General features: G+C 59.6%; 14 protein-coding genes and 2 pseudogenes. 13 read left to right on the forward strand and 3 right to left on the reverse strand.

From position 1 onward, the window contains the following. Positions 1-24: 24 nt before the first annotated feature. The 12 genes and pseudogenes from BSK43_RS28775 to BSK43_RS28830 all read left to right on the forward strand — a co-directional run bounded on the left by BSK43_RS28775 (position 25) and on the right by BSK43_RS28830 (position 13,025). On the forward strand, positions 25-1,626 hold the full coding sequence (locus BSK43_RS28775; protein ID WP_077468140.1) for a cytochrome ubiquinol oxidase subunit I: 1,602 nt from the start codon (positions 25-27) through the stop codon (positions 1,624-1,626). A 5-nt stretch (positions 1,627-1,631) separates the two neighbouring features. After that, positions 1,632-2,786 (forward strand): cytochrome d ubiquinol oxidase subunit II, encoded by a 1,155-nt coding sequence (gene cydB / locus BSK43_RS28780; RefSeq protein ID WP_077468141.1) that lies wholly within the window; start codon positions 1,632-1,634, stop codon positions 2,784-2,786. 17 nt (positions 2,787-2,803) lie between these two features. After that, the gene (gene cydX / locus BSK43_RS28785; protein ID WP_077468142.1) at positions 2,804-2,929 is read left to right on the forward strand and encodes a cytochrome bd-I oxidase subunit CydX; all 126 of its coding nucleotides are present in this window, start codon (positions 2,804-2,806) and stop codon (positions 2,927-2,929) included. A gap of 286 nt (positions 2,930-3,215) precedes the next feature. Then, on the forward strand, positions 3,216-4,619 hold the full coding sequence (locus BSK43_RS28790) for a PLP-dependent aminotransferase family protein (RefSeq protein WP_077468143.1): 1,404 nt from the start codon (positions 3,216-3,218) through the stop codon (positions 4,617-4,619). Positions 4,620-4,825: 206 nt separating this feature from the next. After that, positions 4,826-5,230 carry a DUF983 domain-containing protein gene (locus BSK43_RS28795; RefSeq protein WP_077468144.1) on the forward strand — a complete coding sequence of 135 codons (405 nt, stop codon included), beginning with the start codon at positions 4,826-4,828 and terminating at the stop codon, positions 5,228-5,230. A gap of 522 nt (positions 5,231-5,752) precedes the next feature. Next, positions 5,753-6,637, forward strand: a complete 885-nt coding sequence (locus tag BSK43_RS28800) for an AraC family transcriptional regulator (RefSeq protein ID WP_068392770.1) — start codon at positions 5,753-5,755, stop codon at positions 6,635-6,637. A gap of 200 nt (positions 6,638-6,837) precedes the next feature. Then, entirely contained in the window at positions 6,838-7,923 is a 1,086-nt protein-coding gene (locus tag BSK43_RS28805) for a sugar ABC transporter substrate-binding protein (RefSeq protein ID WP_068392768.1), read from the forward strand. 87 nt (positions 7,924-8,010) lie between these two features. Further along, on the forward strand, positions 8,011-8,832 hold the full coding sequence (locus BSK43_RS28810) for an ATP-binding cassette domain-containing protein (protein ID WP_077468145.1): 822 nt from the start codon (positions 8,011-8,013) through the stop codon (positions 8,830-8,832). Further along, positions 8,829-10,078: pseudogene (locus BSK43_RS28815) on the forward strand (sugar ABC transporter permease). The gene BSK43_RS28810 and the pseudogene BSK43_RS28815 overlap by 4 nt, the downstream one beginning before the upstream one ends. A gap of 24 nt (positions 10,079-10,102) precedes the next feature. Further along, positions 10,103-10,831 (forward strand): SDR family oxidoreductase, encoded by a 729-nt coding sequence (locus tag BSK43_RS28820; protein ID WP_077468147.1) that lies wholly within the window; start codon positions 10,103-10,105, stop codon positions 10,829-10,831. Then, the gene (locus BSK43_RS28825) at positions 10,831-12,462 is read left to right on the forward strand and encodes an FGGY-family carbohydrate kinase (RefSeq protein WP_077468148.1); all 1,632 of its coding nucleotides are present in this window, start codon (positions 10,831-10,833) and stop codon (positions 12,460-12,462) included. The genes BSK43_RS28820 and BSK43_RS28825 overlap by 1 nt, the downstream gene beginning before the upstream one ends. A 164-nt stretch (positions 12,463-12,626) precedes the next feature. Then, positions 12,627-13,025, forward strand: coding sequence for a cupin domain-containing protein (locus BSK43_RS28830; RefSeq protein WP_077468149.1), 399 nt, complete (start codon positions 12,627-12,629; stop codon positions 13,023-13,025). A 51-nt stretch (positions 13,026-13,076) separates the two neighbouring features. Here the strand turns inward: BSK43_RS28830 and BSK43_RS28835 are convergent, their stop codons facing one another. Further along, positions 13,077-14,792, reverse strand: a complete 1,716-nt coding sequence (locus tag BSK43_RS28835) for a PAS domain-containing methyl-accepting chemotaxis protein (RefSeq protein ID WP_077468150.1) — start codon at positions 14,790-14,792, stop codon at positions 13,077-13,079. A gap of 359 nt (positions 14,793-15,151) precedes the next feature. Here BSK43_RS28835 and BSK43_RS28840 point away from each other — a divergent pair, with 359 nt between their 5' ends. Continuing rightward, positions 15,152-16,072, forward strand: a complete 921-nt coding sequence (locus BSK43_RS28840) for an alpha/beta hydrolase (RefSeq protein WP_077468151.1) — start codon at positions 15,152-15,154, stop codon at positions 16,070-16,072. Position 16,073: 1 nt separating this feature from the next. On the opposite strand, the pseudogene BSK43_RS28845 reads toward BSK43_RS28840, so the two are convergent. Both BSK43_RS28845 and BSK43_RS28850 read right to left on the reverse strand, forming a co-directional pair. Beyond that, positions 16,074-18,076, reverse strand: a pseudogene (locus BSK43_RS28845) (CocE/NonD family hydrolase). Between the two features lie 21 nt (positions 18,077-18,097). Next, positions 18,098-19,678, reverse strand: a complete 1,581-nt coding sequence (locus BSK43_RS28850) for an ABC transporter substrate-binding protein (protein WP_077468152.1) — start codon at positions 19,676-19,678, stop codon at positions 18,098-18,100. Positions 19,679-19,715: the final 37 nt, after the last annotated feature.

The following is a 19,715-nucleotide window of genomic DNA, read 5'->3' on the forward strand; positions in this document are numbered from 1 at the left end:
ACCGTAGGGGGTGGGAGAAAGACTATGGAACTTGATATCGTGGCGCTATCGCGCCTGCAGTTTGCCATGACGGCGTTGTATCACTTCTTGTTCGTGCCGCTGACGCTCGGCCTTTCCGTGCTGCTTGCCATCATGGAGACGACCTATGTGATGACCGGCCGTCAGATCTGGCGGCAGATGACGAAGTTTTGGGGAACGCTCTTCGGCATCAATTTCGTACTCGGCGTCGCCACCGGCATCGTGATGGAATTCCAGTTCGGCATGAACTGGAGCTATTACAGCTATTATGTCGGCGATATTTTCGGAGCGCCGCTGGCGATCGAAGGCCTGATGGCTTTCTTCCTCGAGGCGACCTTCGTCGGCCTGTTCTTCTTCGGCTGGGACAAGCTCTCCAAGGTCGGGCATCTCGTCGCCACTTGGGCCGTCGCGCTCGGCTCGAACTTCTCGGCTCTATGGATCCTGATCGCCAATGGCTGGATGCAAAACCCTGTGGGGTCGGCGCTCAACCCGCAGACCATGCGCATGGAGATCACCAGTTTCTTCGATGTCGTCTTCAACCCCGTGGCGCAGGCGAAATTCGTCCACACGGTTTCGGCCGGCTACGTCTGTGCCTCCGTTTTCGTACTCGGCGTCTCCGCCTGGTATCTCTTGAAGGGCCGCAGCGTCGAACTGGCGAAACGGTCGATGACGGTCGCGGCATCCTTTGGTCTGGCTTCGGCGCTTTCGGTGGTCGTGCTCGGTGACGAGAGCGGCTATCTGACGACGGAGCATCAGAAGATGAAGCTCGCGGCGATCGAAGGCATGTGGACGACCGAGCCGGCGCCGGCCGCCTTCACCGCCTTCGGCTTTCCGGATCAGGAGGCGCGCGAGACGCATTACGCCGTGCACATCCCCTGGGTCATGGGCCTGATCGGCACCCGCTCGCTGACGACGGAAATTCCCGGTATCGACAAGCTCGAGGCCGAGGCCAAGGACAATATTCGCCAGGGCATCAAGGCCTATGACGCGCTGATGAAGATCCGCGCCGCAAAGCCGGCAACTGCGGGCGAAACCACGCAGGATGTCGCTATCACCGAGGCGCGCTCCTCCTTTGAGGATATCGGTCATCAGCTCGGCTACGCGCTCTTGCTCAAGCGCTATGTCAACGACCCGCGCCAGGCGACCGAGGAGCAGATTGCGCAGGCGGCACGCGATACCATTCCGCATGTGCCAACGCTGTTCTGGTCCTTCCGCATCATGGTCGGGCTCGGCATGTTCTTCATCCTGCTGACGGCGGTCTTCTTCTGGCTGTCGGCACGGCGTAAGCTTGATCGATATCCGCTCCTGTTGAGGGTCGCGGTCTTCGCCATTCCGCTGCCCTGGGTCGCCATCGAACTGGGTTGGGTGGTTGCCGAATTCGGCCGCCAGCCGTGGATCATCGAAGGCGTGCTGCCGACGGCGGCTGCGGTCTCCAATCTCGGCGCCGGCACCGTGCTTCTGACCATTCTCGGCTTTGCCGCGCTTTATACCGCCCTCATCGTCATCGAGATGACGCTGATGATCAAGGCGATCCGCAAAGGCCCCGATCCGGACGATAAACCGGAGGCCAAGCTGATTTCCGAAAACCTCGTTCCGGCTGCGGAGTGACCGCCATGATCCTGCATGAATTGATCGACTACGAGACCCTGCGCATTATCTGGTGGCTGCTTCTCGGCGTGCTGCTGATCGGCTTTGCTGTCACCGATGGTTTCGACCTTGGCGTCGGCACGCTTCTCCCATTCGTCGCAAGGACGGATACGGAGCGGCGCATTGCCATCAACTCGATCGGCCCGACCTGGGAAGGCAACCAGGTCTGGCTGATCCTTGGCGGCGGCGCCATTTTCGCCGCCTGGCCGCCGCTCTACGCGGTATCCTTCTCCGGCTTCTATCTCGCCATGTTTGCCATCCTGTTTGCTCTGATCCTGCGGCCGGTCGCCTTCAAGTATCGGTCGAAGCGGGATAGTGCCGCATGGAAAACCGGCTGGGACTGGGCATTGTTCGTCGGCGGCTTCGTTCCCTCGCTGATCTTCGGCGTTGCCGTCGGCAACGTTCTCCAGGGGGTTCCCTTCAGATTCGATGACGACATGCGGATCTATTACGAAGGGTCCTTCTTTGCGCTTCTCAACCCCTATGCTCTCCTCTGTGGTGTTCTGTCCGTCGCTATGTTGGTCATGCATGGCGCTGCCTGGCTCCGGGTCAAGACGGATGGTGTCGTCGCGGAACGTGCTCGCCTTTATGGCAGTATCGCTGCCTTGGCGGTGATCGTGCTCTTTGCGCTGGGCGGCGTGTTTCTCTGGATGGGGGTCGACGGCTATCGCATCTCCAGCGTCATCGACGCGACCGGACCGTCCAACCCGCTGCTCAAAACCGCCGAGCATAGTCCGGGAGCCTGGCTTGCCAATTACAGCGCGCATCCCTGGATGATCGTTGCCCCGGTCCTTGGCTTTGTCGGCGCGGCTGCCGCCCTGCTTGCGCTGCTCGGCCGGCGCGAAGTGACGGTGCTGCTGTTCAGCAAGCTTGCGATCTTCGGCATCATCTCGACAGTTGGCTTGTCGATGTTCCCCTTCCTCTTGCCATCATCGCTCGATCCACGATCCAGCCTGACGGTTTGGGACTCTTCGTCGAGCCACATGACGCTGTTCATCATGCTTGTCGTCACGATCATCTTCCTGCCGATAATCCTGGCCTACACCGCCTGGGTCTACCGCGTGCTGTGGGGCAAGGTCGACGCGAAGACCGTCAACGACAAGGGCGGTCACGCCTACTGATTTCAAGGAGATTTCGCATGTGGTACTTCGCCTGGCTCCTCGGCTTTCCCCTTGCCGCCGCCTTCGCCGTCCTCAACGCCATGTGGTACGAGCTCGTCGATGATAGAGCAAAAGAGAAAGCCTCCGACATGCAGGGGCAATGATCGTCAGGCCAACGCCTGACGATGGCTTCACTTGGAAACACGGCACGCCGGTCTAGTCGGCGTGCTGTTTCGTGTCCGTTGTGGACATACATTCAATGTAGATCACGATGCATTCAATCCTGGCTTCGTCTTCTCGAAGCCGGATCTGGATACAGCGCTGCGACATTTGGTCATTCTGCTATCGAAAGACGGTCGCCATTTTTACATAACGTATGTGTTATGCAACAATGTACCATCAATATCGGTTGGGCCGGTTCCCATCCGAACCAGATTTCGGAGCGCAGACATGAAGAATTGGCACCCTGATCTCAGCCGCTCCACAAACCCGCGCTATATGGCCATCGCCGATCTGATCGAGATTGATTTGCGCAGCGGCGTCCTGGCTGCGGGCGACAGGCTGCCGCCGCAGCGCGAACTGGCCAAGCGCCTGAATATCGATTTCACGACTGTCGCCCGCGGCTATGTCGAGGCACAGAAGCGAGGGCTGGTGGACTCGCATGTCGGTCGCGGCACCTTCGTCGCCGGCGGCACGGGCAGGGAGCGTCGAGGCTTCTCTCTTGATATGGCTGCCGATCCGCGTCGCGCTGCTGCGGTCGATTTTTCGATGAACTTGCCGCCTGATCTCACTGATCCGGACCTTGTTGCGCGCATGCATGAGGGAATGTCCGCGGTAGCCGCCAATCTCACATCGTTGCTGCGCTATCAGGATTTCGGCGGCTCGGAGATGGACAAGGAGGCTGCCGCCACCTGGCTCGGCCGCCGTGGAGTGGCGCCGCCACAGGAGCGCATTTTCGTCACGCCGGGCGCTCATCCGACCCTGCTTGCGATCTCAGGCATGCTTGCAAAGCCCGGCGAGGTGGTGCTTTGCGAAGATATCACCTATGCTGGCATGCGCTCGATCGCTGCCCAGCTTCGCCTGAACCTTGCCGGTCTGGCGATGGATGAGAACGGCATTTTGCCGGAAGCTTTTGAAGAAGCCTGTAAAGGGCTGCGGCCGAAGGCGCTCTATCTCAATCCGACACTGCAAAACCCGCTGACTCTGACCATTCCCGAGAAGCGCCGCGCGGAGATTGTCGCCGTTGCCCGCCGACATCGGGTGCCGATCATAGAAGACGATGCCTATGGCTTTATTCCCTTGCAGGGACCGCTGCCCTTTGCTGCAATTGCACCGGATTTGACCTGGCATATCGGCGGGCTTGCAAAATGCATCGGAGCCGGACTTCGGCTTGCCTATGTCGTCGTGCCCGATACCAAATCGGTGTGGCCGTTCGTCAGCGCCATGCGCACCGGCAATGTCATGGCCTCGCCGCTCAATATGGCGCTGGCGACCCGCTGGATCGAGGATGGCACGGCCGATGGTATTCTGCGCTTCATCCGCGCGGAAGCCGCCGCCCGTCAGGACATGGTGGCAAGCATATTTCCGCCCGGCAGCTACCGGTCCGATCCGCTCAGCTTCAACATCTGGCTGCCTTTGACCAAAGGCTGGACGCGTTCGACCTTTGGCAGTCATATGCGCAATTCCGGTATCGGCGTTGTAGCAAGTGATGCTTTTACGATTACAGGATCGGCCCCGGAGGCAGTGCGCGTCTGCCTCGGTGGTCCGATCGGCCGTGACAGGCTGAAAGTGGCGTTGGACTTCATGGCGCATGCCCTTGAAGGTCCGCCGGAAATGGCAGCTTCCTTCTTCTGATCTGAATAAGTCATCGCCGCGCACAAATTGAATGCGCAATGAATGGACTTCGGTTCAGCGCGATTTTGCCGCCTGAGTCTTCGTAGTAGGCTGCGTCATTCTGACGAATGGACTCGCATCTTACATTCAATGTATCTATATTGAATGTAATCAATACGGCTATTGAATGCATCGCATCAATGACCTCATTTGAAAGCGAGATTGTTATGGATACCGAATATCCGCCGCTGAGCCCTCTCCAGACCGGTTTGAGATGTCGTTGCCCACGTTGCGGTCAGGGGCGTCTCTTTGATGGTTTTCTTACCCTGCGCAAGGAATGCGAAGCCTGCGGTCTGGATTATTCCTTTGCCGATCCTGCAGACGGGCCGGCTTTCTTCGTGATCTGCTTTGCCTGCATTCCAAGCGTGCTCCTCGGTGTGTGGCTCGAAGTAGCCTTTTCCGCGCCGATCTGGGTCCATTTCGTTCTGACCGGGCCATTCATGCTGGCGACCTGCATTCCACCATTGCGGCCGCTCAAGGGCTGGCTGGTCGCAAGCCAGTATTTCTACAAGGCCGAAGAGGGCAAACTCGTCCACCTGCCGGAAACCGAGACGCCGCATTCAGCGAACTAAGGTCTGCGGGGATGGGAATTCCATGAGGGAAGTTGGATTCGACGATGTTTCGAGCCGCTGCCCCTCACGATAGATAGTCTCAAGTCATAGCCTGGAAATATTCAAAATGGTGGATTGGTTCCCTATAGTCTTCATTGTGTTCAAGGTTGTCGTGCTAGGCACCGGCATGTACTTCGCCATCAAGTGGCATCACGATCAAGGGAAGAAGAAATAACGAAACCAGAAGGCCGTGGCTGCCGGCAGGCCAGCGGCACACCGGCCGTTGGTCCTTTTGGCTCGGCGCAGAAATCTCTGCGCTCCGCGCCGGATATCAAAGCTGCGGCATCGCAGTGCCCATGCCGCACTGCACATTCGACCAAATAAGCCGCCCTTCATGTCAAAAAAGTATCGACCGAGCGTACAAGGCGTAGTAGCGGCAGGTTGCCGCAAGGCGTAGATTTGACCTCATAGAAGACGTGATAGCCTCTGGGAGGAGGCGCCGCAGCCTTGGTAGCGTGCGGACGGACGAAAGGAGGCTGGCTGATGAACCCTGATTTGGAAGTTGTGGCGATCGGCAGTGGCGAGTCCTTCAAGGCCTGGGAGCATGGCTATCCCTACCGAACGGTCCGCTGGCATTTTCATCCCGAATACGAAATCCATCACGTCGTTGCCACGACAGGCCAATATTTCATTGGCGATTTCATCGGCGAGTTCGAACCCGGCAATCTGATCCTGACCGGGCCGAACCTGCCGCATAACTGGGTGAGCAACGTTCCGGCCGGCGTGACGCTTCCCTTGCGCTGCCGTGTCCTGCAATTTTCCGAATCCTTCTTTGCCGATGCCAGCAAGATCTTCCCGGAATTATCGGCCTGCGCCGAGATGCTGGAGACCAGCCGCCGCGGCGCGCTTTTCACGCCCGAGACTGCGGCTGTCGTCGGCCCCATCCTTGGCGAGCTGGTCCAGGCATCGGGCATCCGGCGCATCGAGCTTTTCATGAATATACTCGACGCGATGAGTAGCGCCGAGGGCACTCGCTCGCTTGCGAGCGCCGGCTATCAGCCGGACCCTTCCGGCTTCATGTCAGCGGGCGTCAATCAGGCGCTGTCCTATATCAATGCGCATCTGACCGAACCTTTCAGCGAATGCGATCTTGCCGAGTTGACCGGCCAGAGCCCGAGCGCCTTTTCGCGCAGCTTTCGCCGCCATACCGGCATGGCGCTGGTGCAATATGTCAACCGCCTGCGGGTCAACTTTGCCTGCCATCTGCTGATGAGCAAGGCCGACATGTCGATCACCGACATCTGCTTTGCCGCCGGTTTCAACAATATCTCGAATTTCAATCGCCGTTTTCTGGATCAGAAGGGCATGGCGCCCTCGCGGTTCAGATCACTATTGGCACAGCATGCACGCGCGGTGGAGGCCGCTTAACCGAAGGAGGAAGGGGAGGAAAGACAACAATTCCGGCCAAGCGAACGGGCACCTCTGTCGCCCGAAGGAGACCGCTTGTCCGAAAAATAGCCGTCGCCTCGGTCGGATGATCGTCGGAGCGGACGCCAAACAAGAGCATCGCGCGCAGACAGCCGTGATGATCGAGGGAAACCATTACCATTTGGAACGGAGAATTTCCAATGAACCATTTCGCACTGAAAATTGCCGGCGCAGCCGCGCTCGCAGTCGGTCTTATGAGCGGCACTTCCGCTTTCGCGCAATCCGCCAAGGTGACGGACGCAACCGTTGCCTTCCTGATGCCCGACCAGAGCTCTACGCGCTATGAAGAGCATGATTTCCCTGGCTTCCAGGCGGAGATGAAGAAGCTCTGCGCCGGCTGCAAGGTCATCTATCAGAACGCCAATGGTGATGCTTCGCGCCAGCAGCAGCAGTTCAACTCGGCGATCTCGCAGGGCGCCAAGGCCATCGTGCTCGACCCGGTCGATTCCACCGCAGCGGCCTCGCTAGTGAAAATGGCGCAAAGCCAGGGCGTTCGCGTCATCGCTTATGACCGCCCGATCCCGTCGGCTGCGGCCGATTACTACGTGTCCTTCAACAATGAAGAGATCGGCAAGATGATCGCGAAGTCGCTGGTCGATCATCTGAAGGCCAAGAACGTGAAGGCCGGAGATGGCGGCCTGCTCGAGATCAACGGTTCGCCGACCGATGCCGCCGCAGGCCTCATCAAGAAGGGTATCCATGCCGGTCTCGCCGAGGGCGGTTATCCCGTGCTGGCGGAATTCGACACGCCGGATTGGGCGCCGCCGAAGGCACAGCAATGGGCAAGCGGTCAGATCACTCGCTTCGGCAAGAAGATCCTCGGCGTGGTTGCCGCCAATGACGGTACAGGCGGCGCAGCCGTGGCGGCCTTCAAGGCGGCCGGCTTCGATCCGGTGCCGCCGGTGACAGGCAATGACGCTACGATCGCCGGCTTGCAGCTCATCATCTCCGGCGACCAGTACAACACGATCTCCAAACCGAGCGAGATCGTCGCCGCTGCCGCCGCGAACGTCGCGATAGAATTACTGTCAGGTGAGACCCCGAAGGCGGATACGAAACTCTTCGATACGCCGACGAAGCTCTTCACGCCGGCGCTGGTCACATCAGACAATCTCAAGGCTGAGATCATCGACAAGACCGTCGCCGGCAAGCCAATCCAGACACCGGCCCAGCTCTGCACCGATCGTTATGCTGAAGGCTGCAAGAAGCTCGGTATCGGCGGCTGATCACAGCATATCCATATGCTCCGGCCGCTTCGGCGGCCGGAAACAAACCAGATCTCATTGCATCTCAAACCGAGAGGGTGGCGAACCATGATTGACGCTTCCGATCAAAGAAGCCCCACAGGCGAACCTGTGCTCAGCCTGCGAGGCGTCTCCAAGCACTTCGGCGCCGTCTCGGCACTGACGGATATCAACCTCGATGTGCATGCCGGCGAAGTCGTGGCGCTTGTCGGCGACAACGGTGCCGGCAAATCGACGCTCGTCAAGGTTTTGGCCGGCGTCCACCAGCCGAGTGCCGGCACGATTACATTCGCAGGCAAGCCGGTCACGCTCAGCGATCCCGCCACAGCGCTTGATCTCGGCATCGCCACCGTCTTTCAGGATCTGGCGCTGTGCGAAAACCTCGATGTGGTCGCCAACATCTTTCTCGGTCGGGAGCTCAGCCCGCTGAAGCTCGATGAAACGGCCATGGAAGTGCGCGCCTGGACTTTGCTCAATGAGCTTGCCGCCCGCATCCCGAGCGTACGCATCCCGATCGCCTCGCTTTCCGGCGGCCAGCGGCAGACGGTGGCGATCGCCCGTTCGCTGCTGCTTGAGCCGAAACTGATCATGCTGGATGAACCGACAGCAGCACTCGGCGTGGCCCAGACTGCAGAGGTACTGAACCTCATCGAGCGCGTCCGAGACAGGGGTCTCGGCGTGATCATGATCAGCCACAATATGGAAGACGTGCGCGCCGTTGCCGACCGCATCGTCGTGTTGCGCCTTGGCCGCAACAACGGGATCTTCTATCCCGACACGTCAAATCAGGAGCTTGTCAGCGCCATCACCGGTGCCACGGAAAACTCCGTGTCGCGCCGCGCCGGGCGGCGTCAGGCTCAACAGGAACAAAGAGATGGGGGCCAGCCATGAACCAGGACACGAAGCAGCCGACTGTGTTGCTCGACCGCAGCGACGTTCGGGTCAGCCACGCAACGGGTATCGTCGCAACGATCCGCTCATCCATCGACAAGGTACGATCAGGCGATCTCGGCTCATTGCCCGTCGTCGTCGGCCTCGTCATCATCTGGACGGTGTTCGGCACTCTCAATCCGACATTCCTCTCCAGCAGCAATCTCGCCAATCTGCTGTTCGACGCCTCGACGGTCGGCATCATCTCGCTCGGCATCGTCTGCGTACTGATGGTCGGCGAAATCGATCTGTCAGTGGGCTCGATCAGCGGCTTTGCTTCGGCCATGGTCGGCATGCTCTGGGTCAATGAAGGTTGGCCTGTCGCTCTCGCCATTCTGGCCGCGCTCGTCTTCGGCGGCGTGATCGGCATCATCTACGCCTTGCTCTTTAACCGCCTGGGCATGCCGAGCTTCGTTTCGACTCTGGCGGGACTTCTGGCGGTGCTCGGTATGCAGCTCTATCTGCTCGGCGCTACCGGCTCCATCAATCTGCCTTATGGTTCGGGGCTCGTGAACTTCGGCCAACTCCTGGTCATTCCGCGCCCGCTTGCCTATCTGCTCGCGCTCGTTCCCGGCGCGGTGATGTTGTTTGCCGGCTTCAGCATGGTTCGCCGCCGCCGGCAGGCAAACCTGTCGACCCCTTCGGTCGGCGGCCTCATTGCGAAGGCTGTCGCCATCACGGTCGCGCTGGAATTCGTCGCCTTCTATCTCAATCAGGATCGCGGCATTCCGTGGATGTTCGCCCTGTTCGTGGTGCTGGTCATCGTCATGGACTATGCGCTGACGCGCACCCAATGGGGCCGGTCCATGTCTGCGGTCGGTGGCAACCGGGAAGCTGCGCGGCGCGCCGGCATCAATGTGCGGATGATCTACACAAGCGCCTTCGTGCTCTGCGCCATGTTTGCTGCCCTCGGCGGCGTGCTGGCGGCGGCACGCTGGCATCTGCCAGCCAGCAGGCCGGCACCGGCGACGTCAACCTGAATGCGATCGCCGCAGCCGTCATCGGCGGTACAAGCCTGTTCGGTGGTCGTGGCAATGCCTATTCGGCGCTGCTTGGCATCATCGTGATCCAGTCGATCGCCAGCGGCCTGACCATGCTCGATCTGTCATCGGCGCTTCGTTACATGATCACCGGCGCAGTTCTTGCCATTGCCGTCATCGTCGACTCACTGGCCCGCCGTTCCCGCGCTTCCCATGGACGCGGCTGATTTCATCACAAGGTAAGGATTGATATGAGACAGGATTTTACCGGTAAAGTCGCCGCCATCACCGGGGCCGCCTCCGGGATTGGCCTGGAATGTGCCAAATCGCTTTTGAACGAGGGCGCGAGCGTCGCCCTCGTCGATAGGGCCGAAGACACTCTGAAAAGCCTCTGCGCCGAACTGGGCCCGAATGCCCATCCGGTCATCGTCGATCTTCTGAACCCTGCAAGCGTCGCCACCATGATGCCGCAGATCCTGGAGAAGTTCAGCAAGCTCGACATCTTCCACGCCAATGCCGGCGCCTATATCGGCGGCGAAGTGGTGGAAGGCGATCCGGACGCCTGGGACCGGATGCTGGATCTCAACATCAACGCCGCCTTCCGTTCGGTGCGGATGGTGCTGCCGCACATGGTCGCGAGGAAGACCGGCGACATCATCATGACCAGCTCGATTGCCGGTCTCGTTCCGGTGGTCTGGGAGCCGATCTACACGGCGTCGAAACATGCCGTTCAGGCCTTCGTCCACACCGTCCGCCGTCAAGTCGCCAAGCATGGCATCCGCGTCGGTGCCGTTGCACCGGGGCCGGTGGTGACCGCACTCATCAGCGATTGGCCGCAGGCAAAGCTGGATGAAGCGATTGCCGCAGGCGGTCTGATGGAGGCATCCGAGGTGGCGGAGGCTGTGCTGTTCATGCTATCGAGGCCGCGCAACATTGTCATTCGGGATCTGGTGATCCTGCCATTGAGTACGGACCTCTGATGACGGCATCTTATTTCATCGGCATCGACGTCGGGACAGGCAGCGCCCGCGCCGGTGTCTTCGATGCAAGCGGACATTTGCTCGCATCGGCCAAGCGCGTGATCACCACCTGGCACGAGGCTGGCAGCATTGTTGAGCAGTCTAGCGAGCAGATCTGGAAAGCGGTTTGCGACAGCGTCAAGGAAGCCGTCGCTTCGGCTGGAATAGCGGCATCCGCCGTTGCCGGCATCGGCTTTGATGCTACGTGCTCGCTGGTGGCGATCAAGGCGGATGGCGCACCCATCGCCGTTGGCCCCTCGGGCGATCCCGCACGCAACATCATCGTCTGGATGGATCATCGCTCCGCCGGCGAAGCCGAGGAAATCAATGCCGGCAATCACGCCGTGCTGCGCTATGTCGGCGGCCGCATCTCGCCGGAGATGGAGACCCCGAAACTTCTCTGGCTCAAGCGAAACCTGCCGCAATCCTTTGCAGCGGCTGACCATTTCTTCGACCTCGCCGATTATCTGACATGGCGCGCCACGGGCTCTTTGCAGAGGTCGGTCTGCACGGTGACCTGCAAGTGGACCTATCTCGCCCATGAAAAGCGTTGGGATGCTCGGTACTTCAGGGATATCGGCCTCGGCGAGCTGGCGGATGAAGGTTTCGAGCGGATTGGCACCGAAATCGTCGAGCCTGGCGCCGCCTTGGGCGATGGGTTGAGCGAAGCTGCCGCACGTGATTTGGGTCTGATTGCCGGCACGCCCGTCGGCGCATCGCTGATCGACGCCCATGCTGGCGGTGTCGGCACTTTGGGCGGCCAGGATGCTGACGGCAACGCCGATATCAGGAACAGGCTCGCTTATGTCTTCGGCACCTCGGCGTGCTCAATGGCATCGAGCGAGACGGCGGTTTTCGTCGATGGCGTCTGGGGTCCCTATTATTCGGCGATGGTGCCCGGCCTGTGGTTGACAGAGGGCGGGCAGTCTGCAGCGGGAGCCGCCATTGACCATCTCGTCACCATGCATCCGGCAGCAGCCGAAGCGCGTGCTAAGGCCGAGGCCGAAGGGCTCTCTCTTGTTGCCTGGCTCGACCGACAGGCGACTGCGGCCTGCAATAATGCGTCGGATGCGATTGCGCTCGCGAAATCCATTCAGGTCGTGCCGGAATTTCTGGGCAACAGATCTCCCTATGCGGACCCCGATGCGCGTGCTGTCATCTCCGGTCTGGCACTGGAAACAGGGATAGACGATCTGATTGCGCTCTACGTCGCCGGCCTCTGTGGGATTGGCTATGGGCTGCGCCAGCTGCTGGAAAAACTGGCGCAGGATAGTATCGGCTGCGATCTCATTGTCGCCAGTGGTGGTGCCGCCCAGAGTGGCCTTGTGCGCCAGCTTCTGGCCGATACGACCAATAGACCGGTCGCCGTCACCGATACCGAAGAACCTGTTCTTCTCGGCGCTGCCATGCTTGGTGCCACGGCAGGCAAGCGCTACGGCTCCCTGACCGAGGCGATGGCGGCGATGTCGAGGCTGGCGGAAGTGTTTGTTCCGGCGGATAGGCCTATCAAGACGCAACACGACCGTCGCTATGCCGCATTCGAACTTCTGCAATCGGCCGATCGAAGCATCCGCTCGCTGATGGCGTCGTAAATGTCATCAACTCGCCTCCATCGCTGATGCCGGCGGAGGCGAGGTCGGCATCTTGTTCAAAAATAGCTTCAAACGTCATTCGGCATCTATCCTGCGCGCGCTTATAAACTAGATTACAGGTTCACCGCCGCAGCATGCGGCCCATCCCAACAAAGGAGTGGACCATGGATATCAACAGGAACGGCTCGCAACCATCAGGCAAGGGCCCTTCGGACTGGTTTACCGGCACTGTGCGTATCGACCCATTGTTTGCAGAGAACGAAGCACGGCGTGCCGCATCCAGCAGCGTCACCTTCGAACCGGGCGCGCGGACTGCGTGGCATACGCATCCGCGCGGCCAGACGCTGATCGTCACCGCGGGTTTCGGGCGAGTCCAACGCGAAGGTGGCCCGATCGAAGAGATCCGCCCGGGCGACGTCGTGTGGTTCGAGCCGGGCGAAAGGCACTGGCATGGCGCTTCGCCAACCACGGCCGTAACGCATATTGCCATCCACGAACATCTCGACGGCAAGGTCGTCGATTGGATGGAGCATGTGACGGACGAGCAGTATCAGGGGGAATGATCTGTAACATTCCCGTCGTCAGAAACGGGTGAAGGCGCAAGAAGCCGAGCGTTATCCCACTGCTCTTCGCGGCAACCTTCCTGCGGCATCAAGGTCAGAATGCGCCTGTTTCGCTGAAGGGCGTTCCAACTGAAACAAGCTCAGCAGCTCGAACAAATTCTCAGCCTCGGCCGCGAGGACAAGTGCGGCCGCAGCTGATTCCTGCACGAGGGTCGTCGTTTGCTGCGTACCGCGATCCAGCACGCCAACAGCGCTGCTGACTTCCTTAAGGGTTACCGCCTGTTCCTTTGCCACACCCACGATCATCGAGACATTGCCATCGACGCTTTGAACCTGGGACTCGATTGTTGCAAGGGCAGAACCGGTTTCCATAACCAGAGCCACGCCGCTCTGCACATTGTCACTCGAAAGCGCGATCAGATCCTTGATCTCCTTGGCGGCGACCGCTGACCTCTGCGCAAGTTCACGCACCTCCTGGGCAACAACGGCAAAGCCCTTGCCGGCATCGCCAGCACGCGCAGCTTCTATGCCAGCGTTCAGGGCGAGCAGATTGGTCTGGAAGGCTATTTCATCGATCACGCCCACGATATTGGTGATCTCCTGGGACGAGGTCTCTATCCGACCCATGGCATCGATCGCGCGACGCACCACGGTTGCAGAATGGGCCGCACTTTCCCGAGTTTCCCGTACAAGCTTGCCGGCAGCATCGGCGTTTTGACTGGAGTCGGCAACGGTGGTGGTGATCTCTTCCAGCGCTGCGGCCGTTTCTTCCACCGAAGCCGCCTGCTGCTCGGAGCGCTTGGCGATATCGTCGGATGCTTCGTGAATCCTCTGGGTGCCAGAGGAAATCGTGCCAGCGGCACGGGCTACGGATTGCATGGCAGCATGCAGCTTGCCGACCGCACCATTGAAATCGGTGCGTAGCCTTTCAAGTGTGGGAATGAACGGTGTTGCCAGATGCTGCGTCAGATCGCCGTCGGACATCTGTCCGAGCGCGCCACCCAGCGCCTCGACATTGTTGACGCGGCCGGTCACGTCTGTCGCAAATTTCACGACCTTGAAGACCCTGCCATCCGTGTCGAAGATCGGATTGTACGATGCCTGGATGAAGACTTTCCGGCCGCCTTTGCCGATGCGCATGAACTCGTCGGCAATGAATTCGCCCTGGGCGAGCCTGTTCCAGAATTGGCGGTATTCGTTGCTGCCGCTATAGGCTTTGTCGCAAAACAGGGAGTGGTGCATGCCCTGTATTTCCGACAGCTCGTAGCCCAAGGTTTGCAGAAAGTTCTCGTTTGCGCCAAGGATGCGGCCATCCGGTGTAAATTCGATAACGGCTTGTGAGCGCGACAGCGCGTCGAGCTTGCCGGCGTCCTCAATGCTCTTCAATTTGGCAGCGGTGATATCGGCGGCGATCTTTACGACCTTATGGAATTTCTTACCCCTGCGCACCGGATTGTATGTGGCCTCTATCCAGATCTCTTTGCCGCCCTTGCCAAGTCGTCTGTATTGGCGGCTGTCGAATTCGCCTCGCGCCATCTTTGCCCAGAATTGTGCATACTCCGGCGCCGCCGCTTCCGCGGGCGCAACGAAGATGCGATGATGCTGGCCGATGATTTCTTTCAGATCATATCCGAAAACGCGGCAGAAATTGGCGTTCGCCGTCAGGATTTTCCCGGACATATCAAACTCGATGATGGCCATCGACTTATCGATCGCGGTAAGTACAGCGGTTGCTTCGAGGCCGAAATTCAATGACATGGCTTTCATATGAAAGTCTCCTAATTCCATGACGTGAATTGATGCGTTTTGGGCGATGTAAAATCGATAGGGCGACTTGATTCCAGGAATGATCTTACTGCCGACAAAAAGTATTTTTTGCATGGGTAAATGCTCTAGGAAGCTTAATGTGTTCCTAATTCTGCATTTCCTGGTAGAAATTACTGCGCAAAACGGACACGGAAGCGGAAAGTGTATAGTGCTATCCTCTACCTGAAGCTTTATTTTTTGAGCGCTTGTGGAGGCACCAATCCACAATGTCGTTACGATAACGACTGCGGCCGCAGGCAGATATGCGTTTGAATAGGAGCCATGCTATTTAATGGGCCCGCGAATATTGAGGATTTCGAATGGATTCTCCGCAGCGTCCCATGCCGACCGAAGCAGGCATCTTGCAGTTCATGGAGATCGGCGACTCCTTCTATCCACCGGATGCCGTCTCCGCCTCGATAGAGCAGCAGCGTCAATGGTATGATGCGCTATGCGCTCGCTTCGATCGGCCGTTGCCGGATGGCTTACGCATAGGTGATGAACTCGTGGCGGGGGCAATTCCCGTCAGGCGTTATAATCCAGCCGACATCCGCACCGCGACCTGCCTGCTTTATCTTCACGGCGGCGGCTTCGTCGTCGGCTCGCTCGATAGCCATCATGCGATCTGTGCCGAGATTGCCGACCATGTCGGAGCGGAACTTGTCTCGGTCGACTATCGTCTTGCGCCGGAACATCGATGGCCGGCACAGACGGATGATTGTTTCAGTGTCCTCAGACAATTGCTCGCGGAGGGCAAAGAGATTGTGTTGATCGGCGATAGCGCCGGCGGCAATCTGGCGGCCGGATTGGCCATTCGCGCCAAGGCCGAGGGCCTTTCGGGAATTGTCGGCCAGATCCTGATCTATCCGGCACTCGGCGGCGATCTCGTTTCCGGCTCATATTTGGAAATGGCTGAGGCGCCCGGGCTGACAACAGCCGATGTCAGCTATTACCGCAGCGTCTTGCGGGCTCCGTCAGGCAATCCCGTTGCCGAGCCGCTTGCCTTGCCTTCTGTTGCCGGCCTTCCGCCCACGTTCATCACGGTTGCCCATTTCGATCCGCTGCGTGACGACGGCCGCAACTATGCGGCGCGGCTGGCGCAGGCGGGCGTTGAGGTCTGGTTCCGTGAGGAGCCGCAGATGGTACACGCCTGGCTGCGGGCAAGGCATATGAGCGAGGGGGCCCGCGCCGGCTTTGCCGCCATATGTGCGGCGGCAAGCCGGTTTGCAGGCTCGCGATGATCTACATCAGATCGCGTGGGATACGCTTCTCCTCGAAGATCTTCTCAAAGACCTGCGTCTCGCCTTCATAGGCGATTACTGAGGCGCGGACGACCCAGTCGGTTGCCGTGCAGGATATGGCCGATGTTGCGACGGTGCGGACGAACCAGTTCGGCCGTTTCATGTCGCAGGTCCAGATCGAGATACCCGTCATCGAAAGCGGATCATCCGGTGCAATGGACCAGACCTCTTCGCGTGCCTGGCGCGTTGAAAGACCTGTATCGGGATGTTCAGAAAGGCCAGTATCCTCTTGAATTTCATAGCGAGTGCGCCCCGCTGAGAGGTCGCGGAGTACCTGCCGTTTCGTCGATCCTGGCGCATGCTCGATGTATTTCGGCAGCGGATCGGGATTATCAGGCTGCTTCAGATCGATGATGTCATGTTCGCCGAGTAATGGCAGGCCAAGGCCGATGGAAGCCAGATCGATTGTCAGGCCTGGATTTTCCGGAGGTGGCAGCACCATCGGCCAATAGGACGTCGACAGGGACAGGCGAATGCGATGGCCCTTGCGGAAACGGTAGCCGCAGGCATCGAGCGTCAGCGTGATTGTGGTTCGTTCCCCCTTACTCAACGGCTCTGGTTCGGCATTGCCGTTGCGATGGGCGAGATTGAGCACGCCGAAGGAGACACGGGTTGCCGTACCGTCCGGATGGACATCGACAAGTCGCGCGCAGAGATTGGCGGTGTCGGCATCGCATCGCAGCGTTAGCGTGATGACCGGGCGACCGAGATAGTCGTGATCCGCGGCAAGTGGCGCAGTCTGGAAGGTGAGAGAGCCGGCATCATCGAGACGCTGGTCGATCGCCAGTTCCGCATCGGGCTTGAGCGTGAACCATTCGCCCGAGGCCGTGCCTGTGTCGAGTGGCGAGCGCAAGTAGACGGGATGCTCCGGCGCATGCGGGATCGGCATGCCTTCCATCAGCGTGCCGAACTGCTCGACATAGAAGCACTGCATTTCAGGCTTTTGCCATTCTTCCTTGGCGATCCAGAAACCGGGATCGAAATCGCGGCGTGTTGCGGGTTTGATGGCGTCGAGTATATAGGCGCGAACCGAAGGCATGTTTTCCGCGCCATTTTGCTCGCCGCGCAGCCAGCGGTTCCACCAGGCGATAGCCTCGCCGTGGAAATCGGCGCGCGGCTTCGGCCAGGCGAAATGCGGATATTTGTGAACCCAGGGGCCGATCAATGCCTTCGCCTTGTCGCCGAGGCCTTCGACAGCCAATAGCGGCGTATTGCGATAGCCGTCCGCCCAGCCGGCGATGACGATGGCCGGAATATCGAACTCCGCGAAATTCTCGCAGATCGAGCCGTGTCGCCAGAAGTCGTCGCGGCGCTGGTGCTCAAGCCATTCTTCCATGAAGAAGGGTTCCTGCTCAAGGCGCTCCAGCCACATCTCCCGCCAGCGCTCACCGACAATGGCCGGATCGGGCGCGCGTGACTGATAGGCCAGCATGGTCGCAGCCCAGGAGAGCTGGGCAGAGAGGTGGCAGCCGTTCTTGTAGTGGATATCGTCGTTGTAGCGGTCGACGGTGGAGGCGATCGATATGACGGCCTTCAGCGCCGGCGGCTTCAAAGCTGCAACCTGCAGGCAATTGAAGCGCCCCAGGAGATGCCCATCATGCCGACCGAGCCGTTGGACCAGGGCTGCGCGGCAATCCAGGCGATCAGCTCGCAGGCGTTGGCAAGCTCAAGCTCGGTATATTCGCCATCGATGATGCCGTCGGATTCACCGGAGCCTCTGATGTCGACACGCACGCCGGCAACGCCGGCGGTGGCGAAGACCGGGTAGGTGGATTCGTCGCGGGGGCTGGTTCCATCGCGTTTGCGATAGGGCAGGAACTCGAAGACGGCAGGCACGGGATCGCTATCTGCGCCATCCGGCATCCAGATACGCGCGGCGAGGCGCGTGCCGTCCTTGAGGGTGATCCAGTGATTTTCGATAGTGGTAAAGCTGCGCTCAGTCATGATCATTTATCCCGAGGATGTTTAAGCATCGAACCAGACGCGGCTGCCGATATAGCCATTGGACATATCATTGCCGATATCGTCGACGTATCCCTTCACCGTTTTCGAGGCGGCCATGATGTAATCGTTGAAGACGGGCAGGATCAGACCTCCGTCGTCTCGCACCATCAGCGCCAATTGCCGATACAGCGCTTTGCGCCTCGTCTCATCGAGTTCAGATCTTGCCTGCAGCACCATCTTATCGAAGTCCGGGCGCTTGAAGCGAGTGTCGTTCCACTCCGCGGTCGACAGATAAGAGGTGGAATAGCGCGAATCCTGTGTCGGACGGCCGCCCCAGAAAGAGGCGCAGAAAGGCTGCTTGTTCCAGACGTTGGTCCAATAGCCGTCTTCCGGTTCGCGCTTTACGTCAAGCGTGATGCCGGCCTTGCGCGCACTCTCCTGAAACAGGATCGCCGCATCCACGGCGCCCGGAAAGGCTGCGTCTGACGTGAGCAGCTGAACCGGTCGATCGATGCCCGATTTCTTGAAGTGGAAGGCGGCCTTGTCGGGGTCATACGGGCGCTGTTCGATATCGGTCGGCGCGAGGGCGTAATTGGAATTGACCGGATAGTCATTGCCGATCGTTCCGTAGCCATCCAGCACCTTGTCCAGGATCGACTGTCGGTCGATGGCATATTTCAGCGCGAGCCGAAGATCGGCATTGTCGAAAGGCGCCGTGTCGCAATGCATCAGGAAGCAGTAGAATCCCTTGCCGGCGTTGCGGACGATATCGACTTTCGGCGCCCGCTTGAGCATCGGGACCGTCTTCGGATCGACATTGTTGACGAAGTGAACCTGACCAGAGGCAAGCGCTGCAATGCGGGCGGTGTTGTCATTGATGACGAGTATTTCCACGCTGTCGACAAAACCGCGATCCGAGCGCCAATCCTTGGGGTTCTTCTCGAACGTGGCGCGGACGCCGGGTTCAAAGCTTTTCAGGATGTAGGGACCGGTGCCGATAGCGGCCGCCGGCTTCTCGACGCCACCCTTCGGCTGGATGATCAGGTGGTAGTCGGTCAGAAGCAGAGGCAGGTCCGCATTGCCCTCCGAGAGCGTCAGGACGAGATCGCCCGCCTTTTCCTCGATGCCGGTGATCGAGGCCATCAGCCCGAGAGCGCCTGATTGCGAATTCTTGTCCGCATGCCGCTTCAGCGTGGCGATGATGTCGGCAACGGTCATCTTGCTGCCGTCGTGAAACTGCACGTCGTTCCGGATCTTGAAGGTCCAGACGGATGCGTCGGCCGATGGCGTCCATGAAGTCGCCAATGACGGCAAAGGCGCACCAGTCTTGGGATCGGATTCGACAAGCGTATCGCCCCAGAGGCGGCCAATAACGAACAATACGGATGCGCTGTAAGTTGCCGGATCGAGTTCATCGCTGGTGGCGCCGCCCTTGAGGCCGAGCTTCAGATGGCCACCATGCCTCGTCTCCTGCGCGCGAGCGTCACGCGGCATCAGGAGCCCCGAGGTGAGACCCGGCAAAGCACCGAGGGCGACGGCACCGCCGAGAAAGTGGCGGCGGCCGATTTTCAGATCCGAAAGTTGATCCTTTTGATGCGTCATTGCAGTTCCCTTTTTCAATTTTGTTAGGAGGGAACGT

Source organism: Rhizobium sp. P44RR-XXIV (genome assembly GCF_001999485.2).
Lineage (GTDB): Bacteria > Pseudomonadota > Alphaproteobacteria > Rhizobiales > Rhizobiaceae > Rhizobium.